The 21,502-nt window shown below is 67.3% G+C and carries 24 protein-coding genes and 1 pseudogene; 14 read left to right on the top strand and 11 right to left on the bottom strand.

The features are described 5' to 3' along the window. Positions 1 to 561: an NADPH-dependent FMN reductase gene (locus AB4061_RS25745; RefSeq protein ID WP_441638820.1), complete on the bottom strand. Its 561-nt coding sequence runs from the start codon at positions 559 to 561 to the stop codon at positions 1 to 3. 197 nt (positions 562 to 758) lie between these two features. Between AB4061_RS25745 and AB4061_RS25740 the strand changes: the two genes are divergently transcribed. After that, a complete protein-coding gene (locus tag AB4061_RS25740) occupies positions 759 to 1,934 on the top strand; it encodes an ABC transporter substrate-binding protein (protein WP_441638818.1) in 1,176 nt (391 codons plus the stop codon). On the opposite strand, the gene AB4061_RS25735 is transcribed toward AB4061_RS25740, so the two are convergent. The 7 genes and pseudogenes from AB4061_RS25735 to AB4061_RS25705 form a co-directional block, all read right to left on the bottom strand. After that, complete coding sequence (locus tag AB4061_RS25735; protein ID WP_441638816.1) at positions 1,915 to 2,520, bottom strand: DUF6869 domain-containing protein; 606 nt, start codon at positions 2,518 to 2,520, stop codon at positions 1,915 to 1,917. The genes AB4061_RS25740 and AB4061_RS25735 overlap by 20 nt on opposite strands. A gap of 117 nt (positions 2,521 to 2,637) precedes the next feature. Beyond that, positions 2,638 to 3,339, bottom strand: coding sequence for an ABC transporter ATP-binding protein (locus tag AB4061_RS25730; RefSeq protein WP_441638814.1), 702 nt, complete (start codon positions 3,337 to 3,339; stop codon positions 2,638 to 2,640). Beyond that, entirely contained in the window at positions 3,332 to 4,084 is a 753-nt protein-coding gene (locus tag AB4061_RS25725) for an ABC transporter ATP-binding protein (protein ID WP_441638812.1), read from the bottom strand. Before AB4061_RS25725 ends, AB4061_RS25730 begins: the two co-directional genes overlap by 8 nt. After that, a complete protein-coding gene (locus AB4061_RS25720; RefSeq protein ID WP_441638810.1) occupies positions 4,081 to 5,097 on the bottom strand; it encodes a branched-chain amino acid ABC transporter permease in 1,017 nt (338 codons plus the stop codon). Before AB4061_RS25720 ends, AB4061_RS25725 begins: the two co-directional genes overlap by 4 nt. Then, on the bottom strand, positions 5,094 to 5,960 hold the full coding sequence (locus AB4061_RS25715; protein ID WP_441638809.1) for a branched-chain amino acid ABC transporter permease: 867 nt from the start codon (positions 5,958 to 5,960) through the stop codon (positions 5,094 to 5,096). Before AB4061_RS25715 ends, AB4061_RS25720 begins: the two co-directional genes overlap by 4 nt. 79 nt (positions 5,961 to 6,039) lie before the next feature. Continuing rightward, a pseudogene (locus tag AB4061_RS25710) lies at positions 6,040 to 7,186 on the bottom strand (4-hydroxybenzoate 3-monooxygenase). Between the two features lie 166 nt (positions 7,187 to 7,352). After that, positions 7,353 to 7,817 (bottom strand): DUF3995 domain-containing protein, encoded by a 465-nt coding sequence (locus AB4061_RS25705; RefSeq protein ID WP_441638808.1) that lies wholly within the window; start codon positions 7,815 to 7,817, stop codon positions 7,353 to 7,355. 140 nt (positions 7,818 to 7,957) lie between these two features. On the opposite strand from AB4061_RS25705, the gene AB4061_RS25700 reads away from it, so the two are divergent. From AB4061_RS25700 to AB4061_RS25685, 4 genes are all read left to right on the top strand, one after another. Beyond that, complete coding sequence (locus AB4061_RS25700) at positions 7,958 to 8,893, top strand: aldo/keto reductase (RefSeq protein ID WP_441638806.1); 936 nt, start codon at positions 7,958 to 7,960, stop codon at positions 8,891 to 8,893. 7 nt (positions 8,894 to 8,900) lie between these two features. Beyond that, positions 8,901 to 10,268 (top strand): NTP/NDP exchange transporter, encoded by a 1,368-nt coding sequence (locus tag AB4061_RS25695; protein WP_441638804.1) that lies wholly within the window; start codon positions 8,901 to 8,903, stop codon positions 10,266 to 10,268. A gap of 131 nt (positions 10,269 to 10,399) precedes the next feature. Continuing rightward, the gene (locus AB4061_RS25690; RefSeq protein ID WP_441638802.1) at positions 10,400 to 10,681 is read left to right on the top strand and encodes a hypothetical protein; all 282 of its coding nucleotides are present in this window, start codon (positions 10,400 to 10,402) and stop codon (positions 10,679 to 10,681) included. A 124-nt stretch (positions 10,682 to 10,805) separates the two neighbouring features. Beyond that, a complete protein-coding gene (locus AB4061_RS25685; protein ID WP_441638800.1) occupies positions 10,806 to 11,186 on the top strand; it encodes a mechanosensitive ion channel protein MscS in 381 nt (126 codons plus the stop codon). A 24-nt stretch (positions 11,187 to 11,210) separates the two neighbouring features. Here the strand turns inward: AB4061_RS25685 and AB4061_RS25680 are convergent, their stop codons facing one another. Next, positions 11,211 to 11,546 (bottom strand): hypothetical protein, encoded by a 336-nt coding sequence (locus AB4061_RS25680; protein ID WP_441638798.1) that lies wholly within the window; start codon positions 11,544 to 11,546, stop codon positions 11,211 to 11,213. A 187-nt stretch (positions 11,547 to 11,733) separates the two neighbouring features. Between AB4061_RS25680 and AB4061_RS25675 the strand changes: the two genes are divergently transcribed. The 4 genes from AB4061_RS25675 to AB4061_RS25660 all read left to right on the top strand — a co-directional run bounded on the left by AB4061_RS25675 (position 11,734) and on the right by AB4061_RS25660 (position 15,569). After that, positions 11,734 to 12,720: a Bug family tripartite tricarboxylate transporter substrate binding protein gene (locus AB4061_RS25675; protein WP_441638796.1), complete on the top strand. Its 987-nt coding sequence runs from the start codon at positions 11,734 to 11,736 to the stop codon at positions 12,718 to 12,720. A gap of 52 nt (positions 12,721 to 12,772) precedes the next feature. Then, positions 12,773 to 14,125, top strand: a complete 1,353-nt coding sequence (locus AB4061_RS25670) for an acyclic terpene utilization AtuA family protein (RefSeq protein ID WP_441638794.1) — start codon at positions 12,773 to 12,775, stop codon at positions 14,123 to 14,125. Positions 14,126 to 14,159: 34 nt separating this feature from the next. After that, positions 14,160 to 14,507 carry an AtuA-related protein gene (locus AB4061_RS25665; protein WP_441638792.1) on the top strand — a complete coding sequence of 116 codons (348 nt, stop codon included), beginning with the start codon at positions 14,160 to 14,162 and terminating at the stop codon, positions 14,505 to 14,507. An 81-nt stretch (positions 14,508 to 14,588) separates the two neighbouring features. Further along, on the top strand, positions 14,589 to 15,569 hold the full coding sequence (locus AB4061_RS25660) for a bifunctional helix-turn-helix transcriptional regulator/GNAT family N-acetyltransferase (protein ID WP_441638790.1): 981 nt from the start codon (positions 14,589 to 14,591) through the stop codon (positions 15,567 to 15,569). Positions 15,570 to 15,622: 53 nt separating this feature from the next. On the opposite strand, the gene AB4061_RS25655 is transcribed toward AB4061_RS25660, so the two are convergent. Further along, positions 15,623 to 16,342, bottom strand: coding sequence for a flagellar brake protein (locus AB4061_RS25655; RefSeq protein ID WP_441638788.1), 720 nt, complete (start codon positions 16,340 to 16,342; stop codon positions 15,623 to 15,625). Positions 16,343 to 16,709: 367 nt separating this feature from the next. Between AB4061_RS25655 and AB4061_RS25650 the strand changes: the two genes are divergently transcribed. Together AB4061_RS25650 and AB4061_RS25645 are read left to right on the top strand one after the other, a co-directional pair. Next, complete coding sequence (locus tag AB4061_RS25650; protein ID WP_441638786.1) at positions 16,710 to 17,399, top strand: flagellar brake protein; 690 nt, start codon at positions 16,710 to 16,712, stop codon at positions 17,397 to 17,399. A gap of 24 nt (positions 17,400 to 17,423) precedes the next feature. Beyond that, complete coding sequence (locus AB4061_RS25645) at positions 17,424 to 17,939, top strand: hypothetical protein (protein WP_441638784.1); 516 nt, start codon at positions 17,424 to 17,426, stop codon at positions 17,937 to 17,939. 44 nt (positions 17,940 to 17,983) lie between these two features. Here the strand turns inward: AB4061_RS25645 and AB4061_RS25640 are convergent, their stop codons facing one another. After that, complete coding sequence (locus tag AB4061_RS25640) at positions 17,984 to 18,763, bottom strand: IclR family transcriptional regulator (RefSeq protein WP_441638782.1); 780 nt, start codon at positions 18,761 to 18,763, stop codon at positions 17,984 to 17,986. 326 nt (positions 18,764 to 19,089) lie between these two features. Here AB4061_RS25640 and AB4061_RS25635 point away from each other — a divergent pair, with 326 nt between their 5' ends. From AB4061_RS25635 to AB4061_RS25625, 3 genes are read left to right on the top strand one after another with little or no spacing between them, the layout of a single operon-like run. Beyond that, on the top strand, positions 19,090 to 20,196 hold the full coding sequence (locus tag AB4061_RS25635; protein WP_253930794.1) for an S-(hydroxymethyl)glutathione dehydrogenase/class III alcohol dehydrogenase: 1,107 nt from the start codon (positions 19,090 to 19,092) through the stop codon (positions 20,194 to 20,196). Positions 20,197 to 20,204: 8 nt separating this feature from the next. Continuing rightward, positions 20,205 to 21,056 (top strand): S-formylglutathione hydrolase, encoded by an 852-nt coding sequence (fghA, locus tag AB4061_RS25630; RefSeq protein ID WP_441638779.1) that lies wholly within the window; start codon positions 20,205 to 20,207, stop codon positions 21,054 to 21,056. Next, the gene (locus tag AB4061_RS25625) at positions 21,053 to 21,481 is read left to right on the top strand and encodes a VOC family protein (RefSeq protein WP_441638777.1); all 429 of its coding nucleotides are present in this window, start codon (positions 21,053 to 21,055) and stop codon (positions 21,479 to 21,481) included. Before fghA ends, AB4061_RS25625 begins: the two co-directional genes overlap by 4 nt. Positions 21,482 to 21,502 lie beyond the last annotated feature (21 nt).

Genomic DNA, 21,502 nt, shown 5'->3' with positions numbered 1-21,502 from the left:
TCACGCAAGCGGAAATGTGGCAACTGCCGTCGTCTTGTGAAGGACGACGGCATCGTACAGCGCCACCAGCGCTTCTTGTATGGCAGCCGCAATGCCCGGCGTCGAGACCATGCCATCCTCATCCAGCCTGGCGCCCAGCAATGGCACGGTGATCGATGCCGGCTCGACAATGACGGCGGCCATCGTCTTCAAGGTCTCGCGCAGTGCCGCATCGGCATGGTGCGCGCGCGGCGATGCATTGAGCACGGCGACCGGCTTGAAGGCGAAGGGCTCGTATCCCACCAGCCAGTCCAGTGCATTCTTGATCGTGCCGGTAACGCCATGCGCGTACTCGGGGCTAGCGATCAGCAGCGCGTCCGCTTGCGCCACCTCGGCAAACAAGCGTGTGACGCTGGCATGCGGACAAGCCTCGTCGTCCGGGTTGAACAGCGGCAACGCCCCAAGGCCACTGAACACTGCAACCGACACATGCGCTGGCGCCAGCCGCGCGGCCGCGCGCAGCAGCGCGGAATTGATGGACGCAGCCCGCAGGCTGCCGGATAGCGCAAGTACTTTCATCATTCCCGATTGCACCGCATGGGTGGTGTCTGAGCCAGCGCGCATTCTATAGCGAATGCGCGTGGCTGCCCGCAGCCCTTTGTGCAAGCCCCGATTGCACCAAACCGCCCCGCCCCCTAAACTCCTCTGCCAGTGCCACGCGCCGGCACCCGCCCGGCCCCTTCCCCGGGACCAGAGCGCACTCGACCAGGAGACCATCGATGACCTTTGCCCCCTTGCTGCGTGCCCTCGCGGCTTGCAGCGTGCTTGCCGTGGCGCCTTCGCTCGCCCACGCCGCGGATCCCGTCAAGATCGGGCTGATCGCGCCTTTCTCCGGCAGCTTTGCCGACTATGGCAAGCAGATGGAAGGCGGCATCAAGGCGTTCCAGAAGCTCAATGGCGATACCGTGGCGGGGCGCAAGGTGCAGATCATCAGCAAGGACACCACGGGCCCGGCCCCGGATGTGGCCAAGCGGCTGGCGCAGGAGCTGGTGGTGCGCGACAAGGTCGACGTGCTGGCCGGCTTCGGCCTCACGCCCGAGGCCCTGGCGGTGGCGCCAATTGCCGAGCAGGCCAGGAAGCCGATGGTGATCTTCAACGCGGCGTCATCCTCGATCACCACCAAATCCGCGTATATCGCGCGGGTGTCGATGACCTTGCCGCAGATCTCGGCGCCGATGGCCACCTGGGCCATCAAGAACAAGGTGCGCAAGGTAGTGACGCTGGTGGCGGACTACGCGCCGGGGATCGACGCGGAGACCGCGTTCAAGACCAACTTCATCGGCGGCGGCGGACAGGTGGTCGAATCGATCCGGGTGCCGCTGCGCAACCCGGAGTTCGCGCCATTCATCCAGCGCATCAAGGATGCCAAGCCGGAGGCGGTGTTCCTGTTCCTGCCCGCCGGCGAGCAAGGCGTGGCATTCATGAAGGGCTTTCGCGAGCGCGGCCTGGCCGAGGCCGGCATCCGCGTGATCGCCACCGGCGACCTGACCGACGACCACGTGCTGCCGGCCATGGGCGACGCCACGCTGGGTGTGATCACGTCGTTCCATTACTCGATGGCGCACGATTCGCCCGAGAACAAGGCCTTCCTGAAAGCCTTTGCCGAAGCCAACCCCGGCGCCGGCCGGCCTAACTTCATGGCCGTGGCTGCCTATGACGGCATGCGCGCGATCTACGACGCGCTGAAGAAGACCGGCGGCGCCACCGACGGCGACAAGTTCGTCGCGGCGCTCAAGGGCATGAAGATCGCCAGCCCGCGCGGGTCGATCATGATCGACCCGGACACCCGCGACGTGGTCCAGACCGTCTACATCCGGCGTGTGGAAAAGGTTGGCGGCGAACTCTACAACGTGGAATTCGACAAGTTCGACAACGTCAAGGATCCGGGGAAGTAGGCCAGGCGGCGTGATGCGGCGAGTCTGCATGCATCGCGCCTTCACGCTGCCGCAGCCGCAGCCGCGATGGCGATGGCACGACACGCGCGGGCTGCCTGTGGGCCTCGCGGGACACGCCAGCCTCGGCATCGGGCTGCGCCGCCGCGCCCTGCGCATCCCAGCCACGCTGCTCGTAGCATATCCACATCGCGCGCTGCGGCACTTCGTTGAAGTTGCTGTCGCTGGCGGCCAGCACCCGCGCCCAGACCTCGGGCGTGGAACTGCGCCAGACGCCGCACAGCAGGCGGCGGAAGCGCGGGGCGCGCGCGGCCTCCTGCTCGATGCGGCCGATAAAGGCCGGGCCGTGGTACTCGATCAGGTCTTCGAGCTCGCCGGCGGCGAGTGCGCCAAGGACGCGGGGACTGTCGGTGCGGGCCAGGACTTCCAGCACCAGCCACCATAACCCCTCCGGGTCGTTGACGCCGAGCCAGTCGCAAGCCTGCCAGACCCAGAACGAGCGGACCTCGTGCCGGCCAATGGCCGGGTCGTAGCGGCTGTAACGCTGGATATAGGCGTTGACGAGCCGATTCTGCTCATGGGTTTCCATAGTTCCCCGTGACTACCCGCCTGCGAAAAATGAGCACTGCCCGCTGGCCGAACGCGGCGTTGCCGCCAACGTTCGCCGTCTATCGCCTGCTGCCGGTTGACCATACCGGGGATGGGCTCAGGCGACCGTCAGCAACCTGTCCAGACTGCCCTTGTCCGCCAGCAGTTCCGCGCTGGTCGACTCAAACACTACCCTGCCGCGATCGAGCACCATCGCGCGCCGCGTCATGCCAAGCGCCAGGCGAGCGTGCTGCTCCACCACGATCACAGCCATGCCGCCTTCCTCGATCAAGCGGCGGATCACATGCTGCAATTCCTGAACAATAATAGGCGCCAATCCCTCCATCGGCTCGTCGAGTAATAGCAGGGACGGGTTTACCATGAGCGCCCGGCCAATGGCCAGCATCTGCTGTTCGCCCCCTGACAACTGGTTGCCCAAATTTGCGCGCCGTTCCTGCAGCCGGGGAAAAACTTCATAAACCCGAGCGACATTCCAGTGGCCGGGACGCGCCACCGCCGTCAGGTGTTCTTCCACGGTCAGGGACGGGAACATGCAGCGCTCCTGCGGCACCCATCCCAGTCCGGCGGCGGCGCGCTGGTGCGCCGCCAGCCGCGTCAGGTCGCGCCCTCGCCAGGACAGGCTGCCGCGCCGCTGCCGGGTCAGGCCCATCAACGTCATGAGCAGCGTGCTCTTGCCCACCCCGTTGCGGCCCAGCAAGGCCAGGCTCTCGCCAGCGTCCAGCGCAAGGTCGATGCCGTCGAGCACGACGGCATCGCCATAGCCCGCGCTCAGCCCCTGCACCCGCAGCAGCTCAGTCATGGGCGGCCTCCCCGAGGTATACCTCCCTGACACGGGGATCGGCGCCGATCTCCGCGGGCGTGCCTTCGGTCAGCACGCGGCCACCCACCAGCACCGTGATGCGCTCGGCAAAGCGGAATACCAGGTGCATGTCGTGCTCGATAAACAGGATGGTGATATCGCGCGGCAGGCCTGCGATCACGCCGAACAGCTCGGCACTCTCCCCGGACGGGATGCCCGCCGCGGGCTCGTCCAGCAGCAGGATGGCGGGCCGGGTGGCCAGCGCCAGCGCAATTTCCAGCAGCCGCTGCTTGCCGTATGGCAGGCTGCGCGTCTCGGTATCGGCCTCGGCATCCAGGCGCAGGCTGGCCAGCACCGCCATGGCCTCGTCGGCCAGTGCCCGCTGCGAAACCACGGTGCGATGCCAGATCCGGGTGGCGCCGCTGCGCTCTGCCACCGCCAGCACCACGGATTCGAGCACCGTCAGGCCGGGGAACAGCGTGTTGATCTGGAAGGTCCGGGTCATGCCGCGCCGCACCCGTGCGTGCTGGGGCAATTGCGTGATGTCCTCATCGCCCAGCCAGATGCTGCCGCTACTGGCCGGCAAGGCACCGGTGAGCAGGTTGATGAAGGTGGTCTTGCCGGCGCCGTTAGGCCCGATCAGCGCATGGCGGGCGCCCGGCGGAAACTGCAGGGAGATGTCGCTGTTGGCGGCAAACCCGCCCCAGGACTTGGACAGTCCCTCGGTACGCAGCAACCTGGTCATGGCCGCTCTCCTCCCGGCTTGCGGCGCATGGCGCGGCGCAGCGCATCCAGCGCGCCCATCAGCCCGCCGCGCGCAAACAGCACGATCACCACCAGCAGCAGGCCAATCCAGAACTGCCAGTACACCGGGTTGATGCCTGCCAGCACATCCTGCGCGATCATGAACACGGCCGCCCCGAGCAGTGCGCCGTACAAGCGGCCCGCGCCACCCAGCACCAGCATCACAAGCAACTCCGCCGAACGCGGGAAGCCCAGCACATCCATGCCGACGAACTGGGTCGTCTGCGCCAGCAGCCCGCCGGCCACGCCGGCCAGCGCCGCCGCCACGGCAAACACCGCGCCCAGGCGGCGCGGCACGTCGACACCCAGCGCCGGCATGCGGCGCACGCCCTCGCGCATGCCGCGCAGCGACAGGCCGAAGGGCGAAGCCACCAGCCTGCGCACCAGCACGAACAACAGGAACGTCACCACCAGGCTGTAAAGGTAGGCAGTCTTGCCAAACAGGTCGAACTCGAACAGCCCGAGCAACGGCGCCATGGTGACGCCCGACAGGCCATCCACGCCGCCAGTCAGGAAGGCTGCCTTGTTAGCCGCCTCGAACAGCATCAGCCCGATGCCCAGCGTGACCATGAGCCGGGTCAGGTCGCCGCCGCGCACTACCAGGAAACTCGCCAGCCAACCCGCCAGGCCGGCCACCGCGCCAGCCGCGAGCAGGCCCGAGACCGGCTCGCCCCAGCCATGCGCGGCCAGCAGCCCGGCAGTGTAGGCGCCGAGGCCGAAGAAGGCCGCATGCCCCAGCGAGACGATCCCGGCGTAGCCCAGCAGCAAGTCCAGCGACAGCGCGAAGAGCCCGGTGATCAGCACCTGGCTGCCAAGGATCAGGTAGCCGGGCAGCAGGAAGAACACCGCCACCGGCACCAGCCAGAACACGATCTCGCCAACGCGCCAGCGCCCGTCGGGCAGATGGGAGCGCCGCTCGCTCGCGCGACTCGGTACCTCGTCAAGAGCGCTCATGCCCGCCTCCCGTAAAGGCCGGCCGGGAACAGCATCAGCAGCAGCACCATCAGCGCATAGATGACAAAGGCGCCTACCGCCGGCACGTAATACTTGCCGGCCACATCGGCCACGCCCAGCAGCAGCGCCGCCACCAGCGGGCCGCGGATGGTGCCCGCGCCGCCCACCGCCACCACCAGCAGGAAATACACCATGTACTTGAGCGGGAACGACGGATCGAGCCCCAGCACGTCGATGCCCAGCCCGCCGCCCAGCCCGGCCAGCCCGGACCCAAGCGCGAAGGTCAGGCTGAATACCCGCTCCACGTTGATGCCCAGGCCGCGCGCCGCTTGCTGGTTGTCCACCGCCGCGCGCACTTGCGCGCCAAAGCGCGTGCGCGCCACCAGCCAGCCCAGCGCCGCGGTGATGACCACCACCACGCCGATCATGAACAGGCGATAGGCCCCAAGGTCCAGGCCCGCCACGCGCACCTGGCCCAGCAGGAAAGCGGGTAGCGCCACCGGCTGCTGGCCCGGCCCGAACACGTAGGTGGCCCCCGCGATCGCCATGAAGGTGAGCCCGATCGAAAACAGCACCTGGTCGAGATGGCTGGCGCCGTAGAGCCGCCGGTACAGGCTGCGCTCGAGCAGCCAGCCCACTGCCGCGGCCCCCAAGAAGGCTAGTGGCAGCGTCGCCAGGAAAGGCACGCCGGCCCGGGTCATCAGCACCACCGCCACGTAGCCGCCGAACATGGCGAATGCGCCGTGGGCGAGGTTGACGAAATTCATCAGGCCCATGGTCACCGACAGCCCCACGCTGATCAGGAACAGCAGGCAGCCATAGGCCAGCCCGTCGAACAGCACGCCGAGGAAGCTGGCGATCATCGCCTGCCCTCCCCTGGCCACGGTGGCGGGCAACCAAGCTTTGTCATGACATCTCCTGTATGGCGATCGGGATGGGCACTCAATGGCCCTCGAAGGTGGCGAATGGCAGCCCGACATAGTTCTCCGCGAGCGTTGCGCCGGCGGCGGGCGAAGCGGTAACGTATGCCAGCTCGGCTTGCTGCAGCCGCGCCATGAACGGGGTCTGGCCTGGAAAGCGATGCAGCAACGCGGTCATCCACCAGGAGAAATGCTCGGCGCGCCAGACCCGCCGCAGGCAGGTGGCGGAGTAGGCCGCCATCAGGTCGTCGCGGCGTTCGCCATAGTGCGCGGCCAATGCCCGCGCCAGCGTGCGCACGTCGGCCACCGCCAGGTTCATGCCCTTGGCGCCGGTAGGCGGCACGATATGGGCGGCATCGCCGGCCAGGAACAGCCGGCCATATTGCATGGGCTCCACCACGTGGCTGCGCATCGGCGTTACGCCCTTTTGCAGCACGGGGCCCTCGTTGAGCCGCCAGCCGTCGCCGGTCTCCAGGCGGGCGTGCAGTTCCTGCCAGATCCGTGCGTCGGGCCACTGGGCGAGATCCTCGTCGGGTCGGCATTGCAGGTAGAGCCGCGTGATCTGCGGCGAGCGCATCGAAAACAGCGCGAAGCCGCGCGCATGGCTGGCGTAGATCAGTTCCTGCGCGGCGGGCGCGGCCTCGGCCAGGATGCCCAGCCACGCAAACGGATAGCTCCGCTCGAACACCTGCAGCGCAGCCGGCGATGAAATCGCAATGCAGCGTGTGGCGCTTGCCGCCGTGGGTGAACGTGACGCTGGGCTTGCTGCGGTCGACGCCATGCAGGGCCACGCCGCTGGCCTCGAACAAGATGGGCGCGCCATCCGCCAGGCGCGCGGCGATCAGGTCCTTGACCACCTCGTGCTGCCCATACACGGTAATGGCGCGGCCACCGGTTGGCCCGGACAGGTCGATGTGGTGCCGGATCCCGTCGAACAGCAGGTCGATGCCATGGTGGCACAGGCCCTGGCGCTGCAGGCGCTCGCCCACGCCGGATGCCACCAGCAGGTCGACCGTCCCCTGCTCCAGCACGCCCGCCCGGATGCGTCCTTCCACGTGCTGGCGGCTGCGGTCCTCGATGACCACGGCATCGACACCGGCGCGGCGCAGCAGATGACCCAGCAGCAGGCCTGCCGGCCCGGCGCCGATGATCGCGACCTGGGTGCGCATCGTGGTCTCCCGCCTCCCGTTTCTTCATTGCCTGCCTGGCCCGCCGGATGGGCCGTGGCCGCAGCGCCCGGCCTCTGGTGCAGGGCATTGTCAGACGCGCCACTTCATTTTGCAATCGGGGGTTCTTGCGATACGGCGCAGGCGGCTGCCAGGAATGCGGCGGCGCTCAGGGCGGAAGGATCGCCACGTACGCCAGGCCAGCGGACAGCGTCAGGCACAGGGGGGAATAGACCCACGTATCCAGCCAGGCAAACGAAGAGCCGGTGATGCGCTTGAAGAAGCCAACCAACCGGAAATCGCCCACCGCCCTGGCCAGCATGGCCAGCGCGACCAGGCCGATGGCCCATTGCAGGACCGGCCCGGTGCAAGGCGCCGTGGCCAGCCCGGCGCGCGCGCCCACCATCAAGGCCACCGCCGCCAGGCCAACGGCCACCAGCAGCGTGCCCGTGCGCGAGGGCGTAAAGGCGGGCACCATCGCGCTCGCCGTTGCCGGTGGCGCAATGTCACCGGCGGCTACCTTGCGCGGCACACGGGGAACCGCGGCATCCTTTGCCAGGCCCCCGCCAAGCGCCCAGTAAACATGCACGCCGGCAAGCAAGAGGTAGATGCAGGCAACCAGCAGAGCGACCATGGCGGCAAGATTCCTATCTGTGAGAATATGATACGGATCGGGGCAACAGCTTAAGCTAGCCGGGCCACTGCGCGGTGCGCAGTGACTAAATGCCGCAGCCCCGGCCGCCAGAATCCGGGCCCGCCAGCAAGGAGATCGTCATGTCATCCGATAGACGCCGTTTTCTTGGCCACGGCGCGCGCCTTGCCGCCGCACTTAGCCTGTGCCGTGGCGCCTGGCCCRCCAGCACGCTCGCGGCGCCGCCCGCTGCTGGGCCATTGCGCCGGGCACTGCCCGGCGGCCACGAAACCCTGCCGGTGATCGGCATGGGCACGGCCAATACCTTCGACGTGGGAACCGAACGCGCCGAACGCGCCCCGCTGGCCGAGGTCCTGGCCTTGCTGCTGCAAACGTCCGGCCCGGTGATCGACACCGCGCCCAGCTATGGCAGCGCGCAAGGCGTCACCGGCGACCTGCTGCGGGACGCCAATGCCCGCGGCAAGGTCTTCCTGGCCACCAAGATATCCAGCCCGGCCGGCGGCGCGGCGCAGGCGCAATGGACCCAGTCGCTGCGCGACCTGCATAGCGATACCGTGGATCTGCTACAGGTCCACAACCTGATCGACTGGCGCGACAACCTGCGCTTCGCGCGCCAACTGAAGGATCAGGGCAAGACGCGCTATGTCGGCATCACCCACTACCGCGAGGACGCGCATGAGGCGCTGGCGCAGATCGTGCGCAGCGAGCGCCTGGATTTTGTGCAGCTGAACTATTCCCTGGCCGAGCGCAATGCCGAGCGCGCGCTGCTGCCGTTGTGCCAGGAGCGCGGCGTGGCCGTGCTGGTCAATCGCCCGTTCCAGGACGGGCGCCTGTTCCACGCCGTCAAGGACAAGCCGCTGCCGCCCTGGGCCGGCGAGATCGACTGCGCGTCCTGGGGCCAGATCTTCCTGAAATTCATTGTCAGCCACCCCGCGGTGACGGCGGCGATCCCCGCCACCGCCAAGCCCCGCAATATGCAGGACAACCTTGGCGCGGGCCTTGGCCGCATGCCCGATGCGCGCCAGCGCGAGCGCATTGCCGCGCTGCTGGCCGCCTGAACCCATCATGGCAAACCCCACAAACTCCGCGCACGCCAGGCAGCCCACCCGGCACGGGCTTGGCATCCAGCCCGGTGAAGGCAGCGCCGTCGCGGCTGGCTTCCTGTTCTTCTTCTGCCTGTTCGCCAGCTACTTCATGCTGCGCCCGGTGCGAGAGACCATGGGCATCGCCGGCGGCGTGCAAAACCTGCAATGGCTGTTCACCGCCACCTTCGTGGTCATGCTGGTGGCCATCCCCTGCTATGGCTTGTGCAGCGCGCGGCTGCCCCGCCGGCGTTTCGTGCCCTGGGTCTATGCGTTCTTTATTGCCAACCTGCTGGGTTTTGCCGTGGCCACGCGCGGCGCGCCGGACAACATCTGGCTGGCGCGCGTGTTCTACGTCTGGCTATCGGTGTTCAACCTGTTCGTGGTCTCGGTGGCGTGGAGCCTGATGGCGGACGTGTTCCGCCCCGGCCAGGCGCGCCGGCTGTTCGGCCTGCTGGCCGCCGGCGCCAGCGCGGGCGGCCTGGCTGGCCCGCTGATGGGCGGCTGGCTGGTGACGCGCATCGGCCTGACCGGGCTGATGGTGCTGTCGGCCGCGCTGCTCGCGGCCGCGCTGCCCGGCGTGGGCTACCTGTTCGGCTGGCGCAAGCGCGCCGGCGCGGGCGTGCCGGTGGCAGACGATCCGGTGCCGCCGCAAGACCCGGCCCGGCCCATCGGGGGCGGGCTCTGGGCGGGGCTGACTCTAGTGGCGCGGTCCCGTTACCTGCTTGGCATCAGCCTGTTCGTGATCCTGCTGGCCACGGCCAGCACTTTCCTCTACTTCGAGCAGGCCAGGCTGATGGCGCAGACCTTTCCCAGCCGCACGCAGCAGACCCAGGTGTTCAGCGCCATCGATGCGATCGTGCAGGCGCTGACCATCCTGGTGCAGGTGTTCCTGTCGGGGCGCATCGCCAGGCGCTATGGCGTGACATCCCTGCTCACGGCGGTGCCGCTGGCGGTGGCGGCTGGCTTCCTGGTGCTGGCGCTGTGGCCCACCTTCGGCGTGCTGGCCGGCGTGATGATCCTGCGCCGCGTGGGGGAATACGCCTTGCTGCGCCCGGGGCGGGAGATGCTGTTTACCGTGGTCGATGCCGAGACCAAGTACAAGGCGAAGAATGTGATCGACACCGCCGTCTATCGCGCCGGCGATGCCGTCAGTGCGTGGTTCAAGACCGCCATCGATGGGCTTTCCGGCCACCCGGCCGTGGTGGCGTTCACCGGCGCTGCGCTGGCGCTGGGATGGGCGTGGCTGGGATGGTGGCTTGGCCGGCAGCATGAAGGCCGGGCCGGGAACGCGCCGGCGGCGTCCCGCGCCGGCATGACGCCGGTGCCGCATGATGGCGGCGGCGCTTAGCATAAGTAGCGCTATCTGATGCAGGGAGCTACAAAGACGATACGCGAATCAGACTTTGTCCTATACCGCATGCGCCGTCACGGTGCGGATAGTTGTGACTGTTGTGACGGATTATTATTTGAGGAGCATCGATGAAACCCGGAATTCCAAGCCTCAAGGCAGCCGCGCTGGCAGCCGCCCTTGCCCTGGGCGGCATCGCCCACGCCCAGCTTGCACCGCCCCAGCCGCAGCAGCCACAGGGCGAGCGGGCCACGGCAACGCCCATGCCGGCCCAGCCTGCGCGCCACAAGAAGCATAAGCACAAGCACCATCACAAGAAGGCGCCGGCGCAGGCCACCCCGGGCGCCGACACTGCGCCGCCGCCTCCTCCAGCCCCGCAACCGCCCCCACCGCCGCCGCGCCCCGCCCCCTGATCGGCGCGCTCACGGTGATATCGGCGTTACATCTGCTAACCGCGCCAAACTATTCCGCAGACGCCCGACCCCTAAGATGACGTCATGGCCAGCCGCCCTCGCTGGCCGTCTCAAGGAGTCAGCCATGCGCAACACCCATCGTGCCACCCGCGTCATCGGCGCGGGCCTCATCGCCGCCGCGCTGCTGGCCGCAGGACCTGCCTCGGCACGCGACCGCTACCACGATGGCGGCTACCATGGCGGTGGCGGTTCCGCCGGCGCGGTAGCGCTGGCCATCGGCGCCTTGGTCGGGCTGGCAGTCGTCGGTACCGCCGTGGCCAGCCAGCCGGTCGTTGTCGCCGCGCCGCCCCAGCCGGCATATGGCCCGCCGCCGGGATACTGCTATCGGGATTACGATCGCGCGTACGTGCCATGCGCGCCGCAGCCGGCGCCCTATTACTATCAGCAGGCGCCGCAGCCGCAATACCAGGGGTACCAGGGGTACCAGGGATATCAAGGGTACTGAGCGCGGCTACCGCCAAGCACCGCCCTAATCCCCCATCGTTACCATCTGCCGGATCGCCTGCCCGGTGCGTTGCCGGCCGAAGCCATCATGGATGTCTTCGAGCCCGAGCGTGCCGGTCAGCGAACGCGCCACCGGCAGCTTGCCCTGACAGTACAGCGCGATATACGCGCGAGGCGCCCGCCGCCGGCGCGCCCGGCACGGCCGACAAATCCACGCCGCCGTCCACAGCACCGCCACGCCCTGCCCCATGCGCACCTGCGCGGTATTGGCCACCGCGCCAATGCCCGCCATCACCGCACAGCCTAACAGCGCAGCCAGCTCCATCGGCAGCTCGCGCGGCGCCACCGGGTCCAGGGCCACAAAGCCCCTTGGCGATGCATCGAATTTTCAGTCAATGAAAATTCATAGCCTTTGTTTGACCTGCAAACCGGCTCATGCATAAGATCACCCCAAAAAGATTTCACTAAACGAAATGCCGCGGCGCACCCGCGCACACGGCACAACCACCGGGCATTGCCGCCACGGCAGCGCCTGCGAGGAGACAACGATGCACCGACGTGCCACCCTCCGCCTGGCCGCCATGGCCTGCGCCGCCCTGTGCGCCCAGCTTGCGCTGCCGGCGCGGGCAGCGGACAGCTACCCCGCCAAGCCGCTGCGCCTGGTGGTGCCTTTCACCCCCGGTGGCACCACCGACATCCTCGCGCGCCTGGTGGCGCAGAAATTGGGCGAGGCGCTGGGACAAACCGTGGTGGTGGACAACCGGCCCGGCGCCGGCGGCAACATCGGCGCCGAGGCCGTGGCCAAGGCCGCCCCGGACGGCTACACGCTGCTGATGGGCACGCTCGGCACCCAGGTCACCAACCAGTTCCTCTACGCGCGCATGCCGTATGACTCAGCCAAGGACTTCGCGCCGGTGACGCTGGTCGCCAACTCGCCCAACGTGCTGCTGACCAATGCCACGCTGCCGGTCAAATCCGTGGCCGAACTCATCGCGCTGGCCAGGCAGCGGCCGGGCAGCCTCAACTACGCGTCCACCAGTACCGGCGGCTCGCCGCACCTGTCCGGCGAATTGCTCGACAGCATGGCCGGCGTGAAGATGCAGCACGTGCCCTACAAAGGCGCGGCGCCCGCCATGACCGACCTGCTGGCGGGCCAGGTCAACCTCATGTTCGACAACCTGCCCTCGGCGCTGGCGCAAATCCAGGCAGGCAAGGTGCGCGCGCTGGCGGTGACCAGCCCGCAGCGCTCGCCCATCCTGCCGGATGTGCCCACCGTGGCGGAATCCGGCCTGCCCGGCTACGTGGTGAACTCGTGGTTCGGCCTGCTGGCCCCGGCCGGCACGCCGCCCGCGCAGGTGGCGCGCCTGCAGCAAACGGTGGCCAAGGTGCTGGCCACGCCCGAGGTCAGGCAGCGCATCGAGCAGCTTGGCGCGGTGCCCGGCGGCGACTCACCGGCTGCCTTCGCCGCGGTGATCCGCGCCGATACCGAGAAATGGTCGCGCGTGATCAAGAGCGCAGGCATCCAGGCCCAGTAAGCCCAAGACGCCACGCAGAACAACAAACCAAGAGCAAACCAAGGATCCCGTCATGGCAACCAAGACCCTGCGCATTGGCTCAGGCTCCGGCTGGTGGGGCGACCGCGTCGAGCCCGCGGCCCTGAGCGCGCAGCACGGCAAACTCGATTTCCTCTGTTTCGAGACCATGGCCGAGGCCACCGTCAGCGCTGCGCAAGTGCGAAAACGCCGCGACCCCGCCTTCGAAGGCTACGACACCTACCTCGACGAGCGCATGCGCGCCGTGCTGCCGCACTGCATCGCCAACGGCACGCGCATCGTCAGCAACCAGGGCTGGATCAATCCGCTGGGCGCGGCGCGGCGCATCGCGCAGCTGTGCGCGGAGCTCGGCCTGCCCGGCGTGAAGATCGCGGCGATCACCACCTCCGACCTGACCGGCACCATCTGCGACCAGCAGCTGGAGATCCTGGAGACCGGCGCGCCCATCGCCACCCTGCGCGGCTCGCTGATCTCGGCCGAGCCATATGAGGGCGCGGAGCCAATCGTGCGCGCGCTGCAAGCCGGTGCGCAGATCGTGGTGACGGGCCGCGTGGCCGATCCCTCCCTGTTTCTCGCGCCGATGATGCATGCGTTCGGATGGCAGCCCGACGACACGGAGCTGCTAGCGCGCGGCAGTGCCATCGGCCATTTGCTGGAATGCGGCGCACAGGTGACCGGCGGCTATTTTGGCGATCCGGGCTACAAGGATGTGCCCGAGCCGTGGAACCTGGCCTTCCCGATTGCCGAGGTGGACGCGAGCGGCACGTCCGTGATTTCCAAGGTGGCAGGCACCGGCGGCCGCATCGACCTGCAGACCGTCAAGGAGCAGATGTTCTACGAGGTGCACGACCCGCGCCGCTACATCACGCCGGATGTGGTGGTGGACTTCACCACGGCGCAGCTGGAGCAGGTTGCGCCCGACCAGGTGCGCATGAGCGGCATCAGCGGATCGCCGCGCACGCCCACGCTCAAGGTCTCGCTTGGCTGCACGGAGGGTTTTATCGGCGAGGACATGTTCTTCTACGCCGGACCCGGCTGCTTGGAAAAGGCGCGCCTGGCCAAGGCCATCCTGGCGCACCGGTTCCAGCTGGCCGGGCTGGACGCGCAAGCGCTGCGCATCGACTTTCTCGGTGTCAACGCCATCCACGGCGAGGCCTCCCCGGCGCCGGCGTGCGAGCCCAACGAGATCGCCGTGCGCGTGGCCGCGCGCACCCTCACCCGCGCGGAAGCCGCCAAGGTCGGCCGCGAGATCGACAGCATGGCCGTGAGCGGCCTGGCCTCCACCGGCAAGCGCGTGCCGCACCAGGAGCGCACGCGCGAGATCATCGGCGTGTGGTCGGCCCTGGTGCCGCGCGCGCAGGTCAGTTCCGAGATTCATTTCCTTTGATCCGTTTCCTTTGATCCGCTGCGAGGCACATCCCATGAAAGTTCTGCTAAGGCGCGTGGCACATACGCGGTCCGGCGACAAGGGCGATATCTCGAACACCTCGGTGATCGCCTACGACGCCGCGTTCTACCCGTATCTCAAGGCGCAGCTCACCGCCCAAGCCTTCAAGAGGCTGTATGGCGGCGTGGTCACCGGCAAGGTCGAGCGCTTCGAAGCCGATGGTTTGCAAGTGCTCAACTTCGTCGCGCATGGCGCACTGGGAGGCGGCGTGTCGCGCAGCCTGGCGCTGGACACCTACGGCAAGGCGCTGGCCAGCGCGGTGCTGCGGTTCGAGGTGGAGGTGCCGCAGGCCCTGGCCCCGCTGTTGCGCGGACCGGCGTAGGCGGGCCYCTCCGGCTAGGCTCCTTGAAAAACTTGCGATCCGCAACTATTATGGTTGCGATGCGCAACCAATGGAGCCGCCATGGATATCGTCGAGCCCCTGCCCGAGCCGCGTGATGCCACGATCGCCGCGCTCAGGGTGTTTTCCAGAAAGCTGGTCCGCGAGCTCGGCTTCATGCGGACCACGCTGGCAGATAGCCAGCTTGCGCCCTCCGCGGTGCACGCCATCATCGAGATCGGGCTGGCGCCGGGGCTGCAGGCGCGCGATCTGGCCAGTATCCTGCGGCTGGACAAGTCCAATACAAGCCGGCAGCTCGCCAAGCTCGAATCGTTGGGTCTTGTCGTACGCACGGCCGCGACCGACGATGCGCGCTCGGCCCATCTGAACCTGACCGACGCCGGCAGGCACTTGCACCACCAGATCGATGGCTTTGCCACGGAACAGGTCTCCAGCGCATTGCGGCGGCTGACCCCGGCCGACCAGCAAGCGCTGGTCCGGTCCCTGTCGATCTATGCGGATGCGCTCGCCGCGGACAACGCCCAAAAGACCACCGGGGACGATGCCGGCGTGGGCAGCGGAATCCAGGAAGGCTACCGGCCGGGCTGCATCGGCGACATCGCCAGCCTGCATGCCCGCTTCTATTCGCAACTGGTGGGCTTCGGCAGCTTCTTTGAAAACAAGGTGGCCACCGAGCTGGCTGGCTTCGCGGCCAGCCTGCCATCGCCGGACAGGCAACTGTGGCTGTGGCTGGAAGGCGGCCGGTCGCTGGCCAGCATCGCCATCGATGGCGAGCCGGGCGGGCTTGCCCACCTGCGCTGGTTTATCGTCGACAACGCCTTGCGCGGCACGGGCGTCGGACGCCAATTGCTGGAACGCGCGCTGGATTTCGCGGATGCACGCTACGGGCAAACCTACCTGTGGACATTCAAGGGCCTCGACGCGGCGCGCCATCTCTATGAGTCCCACGGGTTTCAACTTGCGCAGGAGGCGCCAGGCGAGCAATGGGGGGCTGCCGTGACAGAGCAACGCTTTGTGCGCAATGCCGCCAAGGGATGCGCTTGATGTTCAACCATGGCCGCAGCGATGCTGAGCGGCCTGCTTGCCGGCTTACCGGCTTACTCGCGGCCGGCCAGCTCCAGCGCAAACACAACGCGCTGCAGCCACTTCGCGGCCTGGACATCCATCTGGCCAAAGTGGCAGCCAAAGTGATGGTGCGCCTCGTCGCCGCGCCAGGCCTTTCGATGCCGCACCACCTGCAATGCCAGGTCCAACCCGCCCAGCTCGCCAAGGTCCAGATGGCATTCAGCGATCCAGGTCCCGACCGGCAAGCGCTGCGGGCCGACACTGCGGGAGCGCAAGCCCACGCCGGACACCGACACGTCGGCGACTTCCATCTCCACGAGCTGGCCGTCGCTTAACAGGATCTGGCAACGGCACTGTTTCTCCGCCTGCGGGCGGACGCGGAAATGCCTGCGGCGCGGGACTTGATAGATCCCGGTCGGATAGGGGGCGAGAAACGCCGGTCCACCGTCGAAACGAGTGACGGCGGCGGAGGCGATGCGGAACTGGAACGTGATGTCGCCCATCGATGCCGAAGCCGCCATATCGCTGGCGTTCAGGATTGCCTCCAGCTCCACGCCATTGCGGCACCACGCGAGCACGCAGGTGCCTTGGGATGGATCGATAAACAGAAAGCTCGAAGCCACCCGGCACTGCTGCGCAGGATGGAGATGGAGCCGGATGCGCTTGCGAACCAGATCCTGCAGGATCTCAAGTACCTGGTCCGGATCGCTGATCCGCTCGATATCGCCGTTTGCCGCCAATGGAAACGGCAAGGACGTGCCTATGGCTGCCGAGGCCATGGTGGTGGTGCCGGGTGACCGGGGAGCATTGCGGCGTGCGCGCTACGATTCATCGCAACTCACTCATTCAAGGCATTAGATATTGCATATTGCATATTGGATCGGACAACGCTGCGCGCATCCAGCTTCGAGGCTGCACTTCTGCTGCGCTTCCCTGCTTTGCATCATTCGTTTATTCGTTTATTCGTTTGCATGCCGACGCCTCTAACGGCATTGCGAGCACGTTCTTTAGGCATCCCCCCACGCTCTCGCCCGGGCTAAAGATCTGCGGTTTCCTGCCGTTAGGCAACGTTTGGCAGCCATGCTTGCGGCCGCCTTTGCCTGTCAGCCACACCAATCCATGAACAGACTTGATCCCGCTTCGATAAACCCGCCGTCACCGGATGGATTCCAGCACGCGCTTGAGGATGAGATCCACGACATGCTGGATGTCCTGGCGACGCAGGAGCGCTACCTCGACTTGCGCTTGCCGGATGGGCGCACCCTGCGCTCGCGGGTATTGTTCGTGGATGTCGCAGCGCGCCAGTTCACGCTTGAGGGGTGCGAGAGCGAATCCGACAACCAGGCGGTACTGGCCAGCGCGCAGAGCGAGCTTTCGACCGTGCTCGACGACGTATCGGTCACGCTTGCCCTGGGCGCGGCGAAGCGCTGCGTGTTCGCCGGCGCTACTGCATTCGCCCTGCCGCTCCCGGAGAGGCTGTCCCAGGTGCAGCGGCGTCGCGACTACCGGGCAGAGACGCTGGACTACAACTACACGTTCGAGACCGGGTTGCCCGACGGCACCACGCTCATCCTGGACATTGCCGACTTATCGGCTTCCGGCGTGGGACTGCGCTCGCGCACGCCGGGGACCACGATGCTGGCCGCCGGGACGGTGCTCCCCAGAGGCATCCTCAGCTTCGGCACGCTGGCCAGGCTCGAGGTCAGCGTGCGCGTAGTGCGTTACCAACTGGTGAACACAGCCGATGATGTGGTACACCACTACGGCTGCGAATTCGTCGCGTTCGATCAGGCTGCCTTGCTCGCCTGAGCCCCCCCTTTCTCGGAGCCATCCATGTCCCACCCGCATCGCGTCATCGGCGCCCTGCTGCTTTCGATGTTCTCGCTGACGGCAACGGCACGCGACTCGCTGTGCACGAAGGACGAACAAGTTGCGTTCTCCTGTACCGTCAAGGGCAACAAGCTTGTGTCGCTCTGCGCCTCGCCGGACCTGTCCAAGACCAAGGGGTATGTGCAGTACCGCTTTGGCAAGAAGGGCGCCGTCGAACTTGCGTACCCGAAACTCACGGATGATCCGCGCAAGCACTTCCGCTGGGGTGTCACGGCATACTCCGGCGGCGGCACCGATTACTTCAGGTTCTCCAACGGAGGCTACGACTATGTGGTCTATGCCGGCAGCGGCAAGGGCTGGGAGAAGGAAGGGCTGGTCGTGGAGAAAGACCAGAAGCGCATCGCCAGCCTGCCTTGTCGTGATGGCGGGCTCGGCCCCGACAACTGGGCGGTGATGTATTCCGCAGGCTTGCCGGAACTGGACCAGGGCAAGCCCGCGGAACAGTTCGACATGCCTTGAGGCGCGGCTGGCTCAGAGACGCACCTCAGCGACGCACTATTGCACTATTCTCCTAGCGCGCGGCGCGCCCACGCACCCGTGATGCGCCGCGCCTCCTCCTTTAGCCGGCGCGCCATCTTCGCCTCGCGAGACAGGATCCGCTCGCTCAGTGCCGCCACGCTCAACGCGCCCAGCGGGCGGCCTTCGTAGTCAAGCAGCGGCACGGCGATGCCGCCCATCTTGTCGACCACCCAATCCAGGAACAAGGCATGGCCGCGCGCACGGGCGGCCTCGATCTGCTCGCCGATCACCTCGGCCGTGAGGCGCGGGTAACGTGCGCACTGCGCCTTGCCTAGCCGGGTCCGCGCGGTGCGCTCGGCTTCCGGCATCCAGGCGAGCACCGCCAGGCTGCCTGCGCCCACCCCGAGCGGGCGGCGTGTGCCGATCTCGACATAGTTGGCGCGGATCGGGAACGTGCCCAGCTCGATATCCGCCACCACCGATTCGCCCCGGCTGGCCAGGGTCAGCACGGCGGTATCCTCGAACTCCTCCACCAGCCGCTCCAGGCTCGGCCGCGCCAGCGCGCGCAGGTCGACCCGGCGCTGGGCCACGTCGGCCAGCTGAAAAATCTCCGGGCCGATGCCAAAGCGCCGGCTGGCATCGCGGGTGACAAAGCCTTCGGCCACCAGCAACTCCAGCAGGCGCGACGCGGTAGCCGGGTCCAGCCCGGTGGCACGCGCCACGTCGGACAAGCGGCGCACTTGCGGGTCGGACAGGGCACGCAGGATCCAGAGGGCGCGTTGCACTGGCGAGGCGCGGGAGGTGCGCTCGGCTTCGTGACTCATGTCCGGTCCTTGCGGGTGATGGGCGAGGCGGACAGGCAATATGGCAAGGACATTGAACCTGGGCGGCGCCGCGTGGGTGGAACGGGCATTTAAGCCGCAGCCGCCGGCCCGGTCAACCAAGCCGGCCAGCCAACCCACGTTTTTGGCCAAACAGGGGGCGCCCAGGGCCAAATCGGCCGCTTCGGGCATCCGTGGCCAGCCGGATCGACGTATAGTCTCTGCTGACAAGAGACGCCGCGCCCGGGCTTGTACCGCGCGGCGCCGCCTTATGTCCCCAGATATCGGGCGGGCGCCCTGGCTGCCAGCCACTACCAAGGAAAACCATCATGAAGACCAAAGCCGCCATCGCCTGGAAAGCCGGCGCCCCGCTGACCGTGGAAGAAGTGGACCTGGACGGCCCGCGCGCCGGCGAAGTGCTGGTGGAGATCAAGGCCACGGGTATTTGCCATACCGACTACTACACACTGTCCGGCGCCGACCCGGAGGGCATCTTCCCGGCCATCCTGGGCCACGAAGGCGCCGGCATCGTCACCGACGTGGGCCCGGGCGTGACCTCGCTCAAGCCGGGCGACCACGTGATCCCCCTCTACACGCCGGAATGCCGCCAGTGCAAGTTCTGCCTGTCGCGCAAGACCAACCTTTGCCAGGCCATTCGCTCGACCCAGGGCAAGGGCCTGATGCCCGACGGCACCTCGCGCTTTTCCATCGATGGCAAGCCGATCTTCCATTACATGGGCACCTCCACCTTTGCCAACCACATCGTGGTGCCTGAGATCGCGCTGGCCAAGATCCGCCCGGATGCGCCGTTCGACAAGGTTTGCTACATCGGCTGCGGCGTGACCACCGGCGTGGGCGCGGTGCTGTTTACCGCCAAGGTGGAAGCCGGCGCGAACGTGGTGGTGTTCGGCCTCGGCGGCATCGGCCTGAACGTGATCCAGGCGGCCAAGATGGTGGGCGCGGACAAGATCATCGGCGTGGACCTGAACCCGGGCCGCGAAGCCATGGCGCGCAAGTTCGGCATGACGCATTTCATCAACCCGAACGAAGTCGAGAACGTGGTGGACCATATCGTGCAGCTGACCGATGGCGGCGCCGACTACTCGTTCGAATGCATCGGCAACACCAAGGTCATGCGCCAGGCGCTGGAGTGTTGTCACAAGGGCTGGGGCAAGTCCATCATCATCGGCGTGGCCGAGGCCGGCGCGGAAATCTCCACCCGTCCGTTCCAGCTGGTGACCGGGCGCGAATGGAAGGGCTCGGCCTTCGGCGGCGCGCGCGGGCGCACCGATGTGCCCAAGATCGTCGACTGGTACATGGAGGGCAAGCTCAACATCGACGACCTGATCACCCACACCTTGCCGCTGGAGCGCATCAACGAAGGCTTCGACCTGATGAAGCGCGGCGAGTCGATCCGCTCGGTAGTGCTGTACTGAGGCCGGCCATGCTCGAGCTTCTCTCCGAGCACGGCTGCTTCGGCGGCGTGCAGCGCTTCTATCGCCACGCATCGGCCACCATCGGCCTGCCGATGCGGTTCTCGGTGTTCCTGCCCGCGCAGGCGCTGGTCCAGCCCGAGCTGCGCCTGCCCGCGCTGTTCTACCTGGCCGGCCTGACCTGTACCGACGAAACCTTCATGATCAAGGCCGGCGCCCAGCGCTATGCCGCCGAGCACGGCCTGATCCTGGTGGCGCCGGATACCAGCCCGCGCGACACCGGCATTGCCGGCGAGGCCGAGTCGTGGGATTTCGGCGTGGGGGCGGGCTTCTACCTGGACGCCACGCAGGCGCCGTGGAGCCAGTACTGGCGCATGGAAAGCTACGTGACGCAGGAACTGTTCGACCTGGTCACCACGGTGCTGCCGGCCGATGCGCAGCGCGTCGGCATCTTCGGCCACTCGATGGGCGGGCACGGCGCCCTGGTGCTGGCGCAGCGTCACCCCGGGCGCTTGCGCTCGGTGTCGGCGTTTGCGCCAATCGCCGCGCCCATGCGTTGCCCCTGGGGTGAGAAAGCATTCAGCCGCTACCTGGGCGAGGACCGCGCCAGCTGGGTGCAGTACGATGCCTCGGCGCTGATGGCGCGCCAGGCAAAGGCGCCCTTCCCCCGCGGCATCCTGGTCGACCAGGGCCTGGCCGACAAATTCCTCGCCGAGCAGTTGTATCCGGAGGTCTTCGAAGCCGCGTGCGCCGCCGTTGGGCAGCCGCTGCTGCTGCGCCGGCACGAGGGCTACGATCACGGCTACTACTTCATCTCCACCTTGATGGAAAACCATATCCGGCACCACGCAGCGCAGCTTTGAACTACACACGGCGCGGCGCCGATGGCAGCGTGCTGACCCAACACGACACCCATACCATGAGCAACCTGTCCGCCATCGAACTCAAGGCCTTCGTGCCTGCCCGCGATTTCGCGCTCTCCAAGCAGTTCTACCAGGACCTGGGTTTCGTCATGCCGTGGAGCGACGACAGCCTGGCCTACCTGCACCACGGATCGTGCAGCTTCATGCTGCAGAATTTCTACGTGCGGGACCTGGCCGAGAACCTGATGATGCACCTGCTGGTGGAGGACGTCGGGGCTTGGTGGGACAAGGTCAACGCGCAGGACCTCGCCGGGCGCTACGGCGTGAGGCTGGTGCCGCCGCAGGACCAGCCGTGGAAGATGCGGGATTTCGTGCTGCTGGACCCATCCGGGGTACTGTGGCGTATCGGGCAGAACCTGGAGTAGAACCGCCTCGCTTTGGGCAGG

Source organism: Cupriavidus sp. YAF13, from assembly GCF_052113425.1.
GTDB lineage: Bacteria > Pseudomonadota > Gammaproteobacteria > Burkholderiales > Burkholderiaceae > Cupriavidus.
Note: the sequence above shows the minus strand (reverse complement) of the source record. Positions and strands in the feature narration are given on the sequence as shown.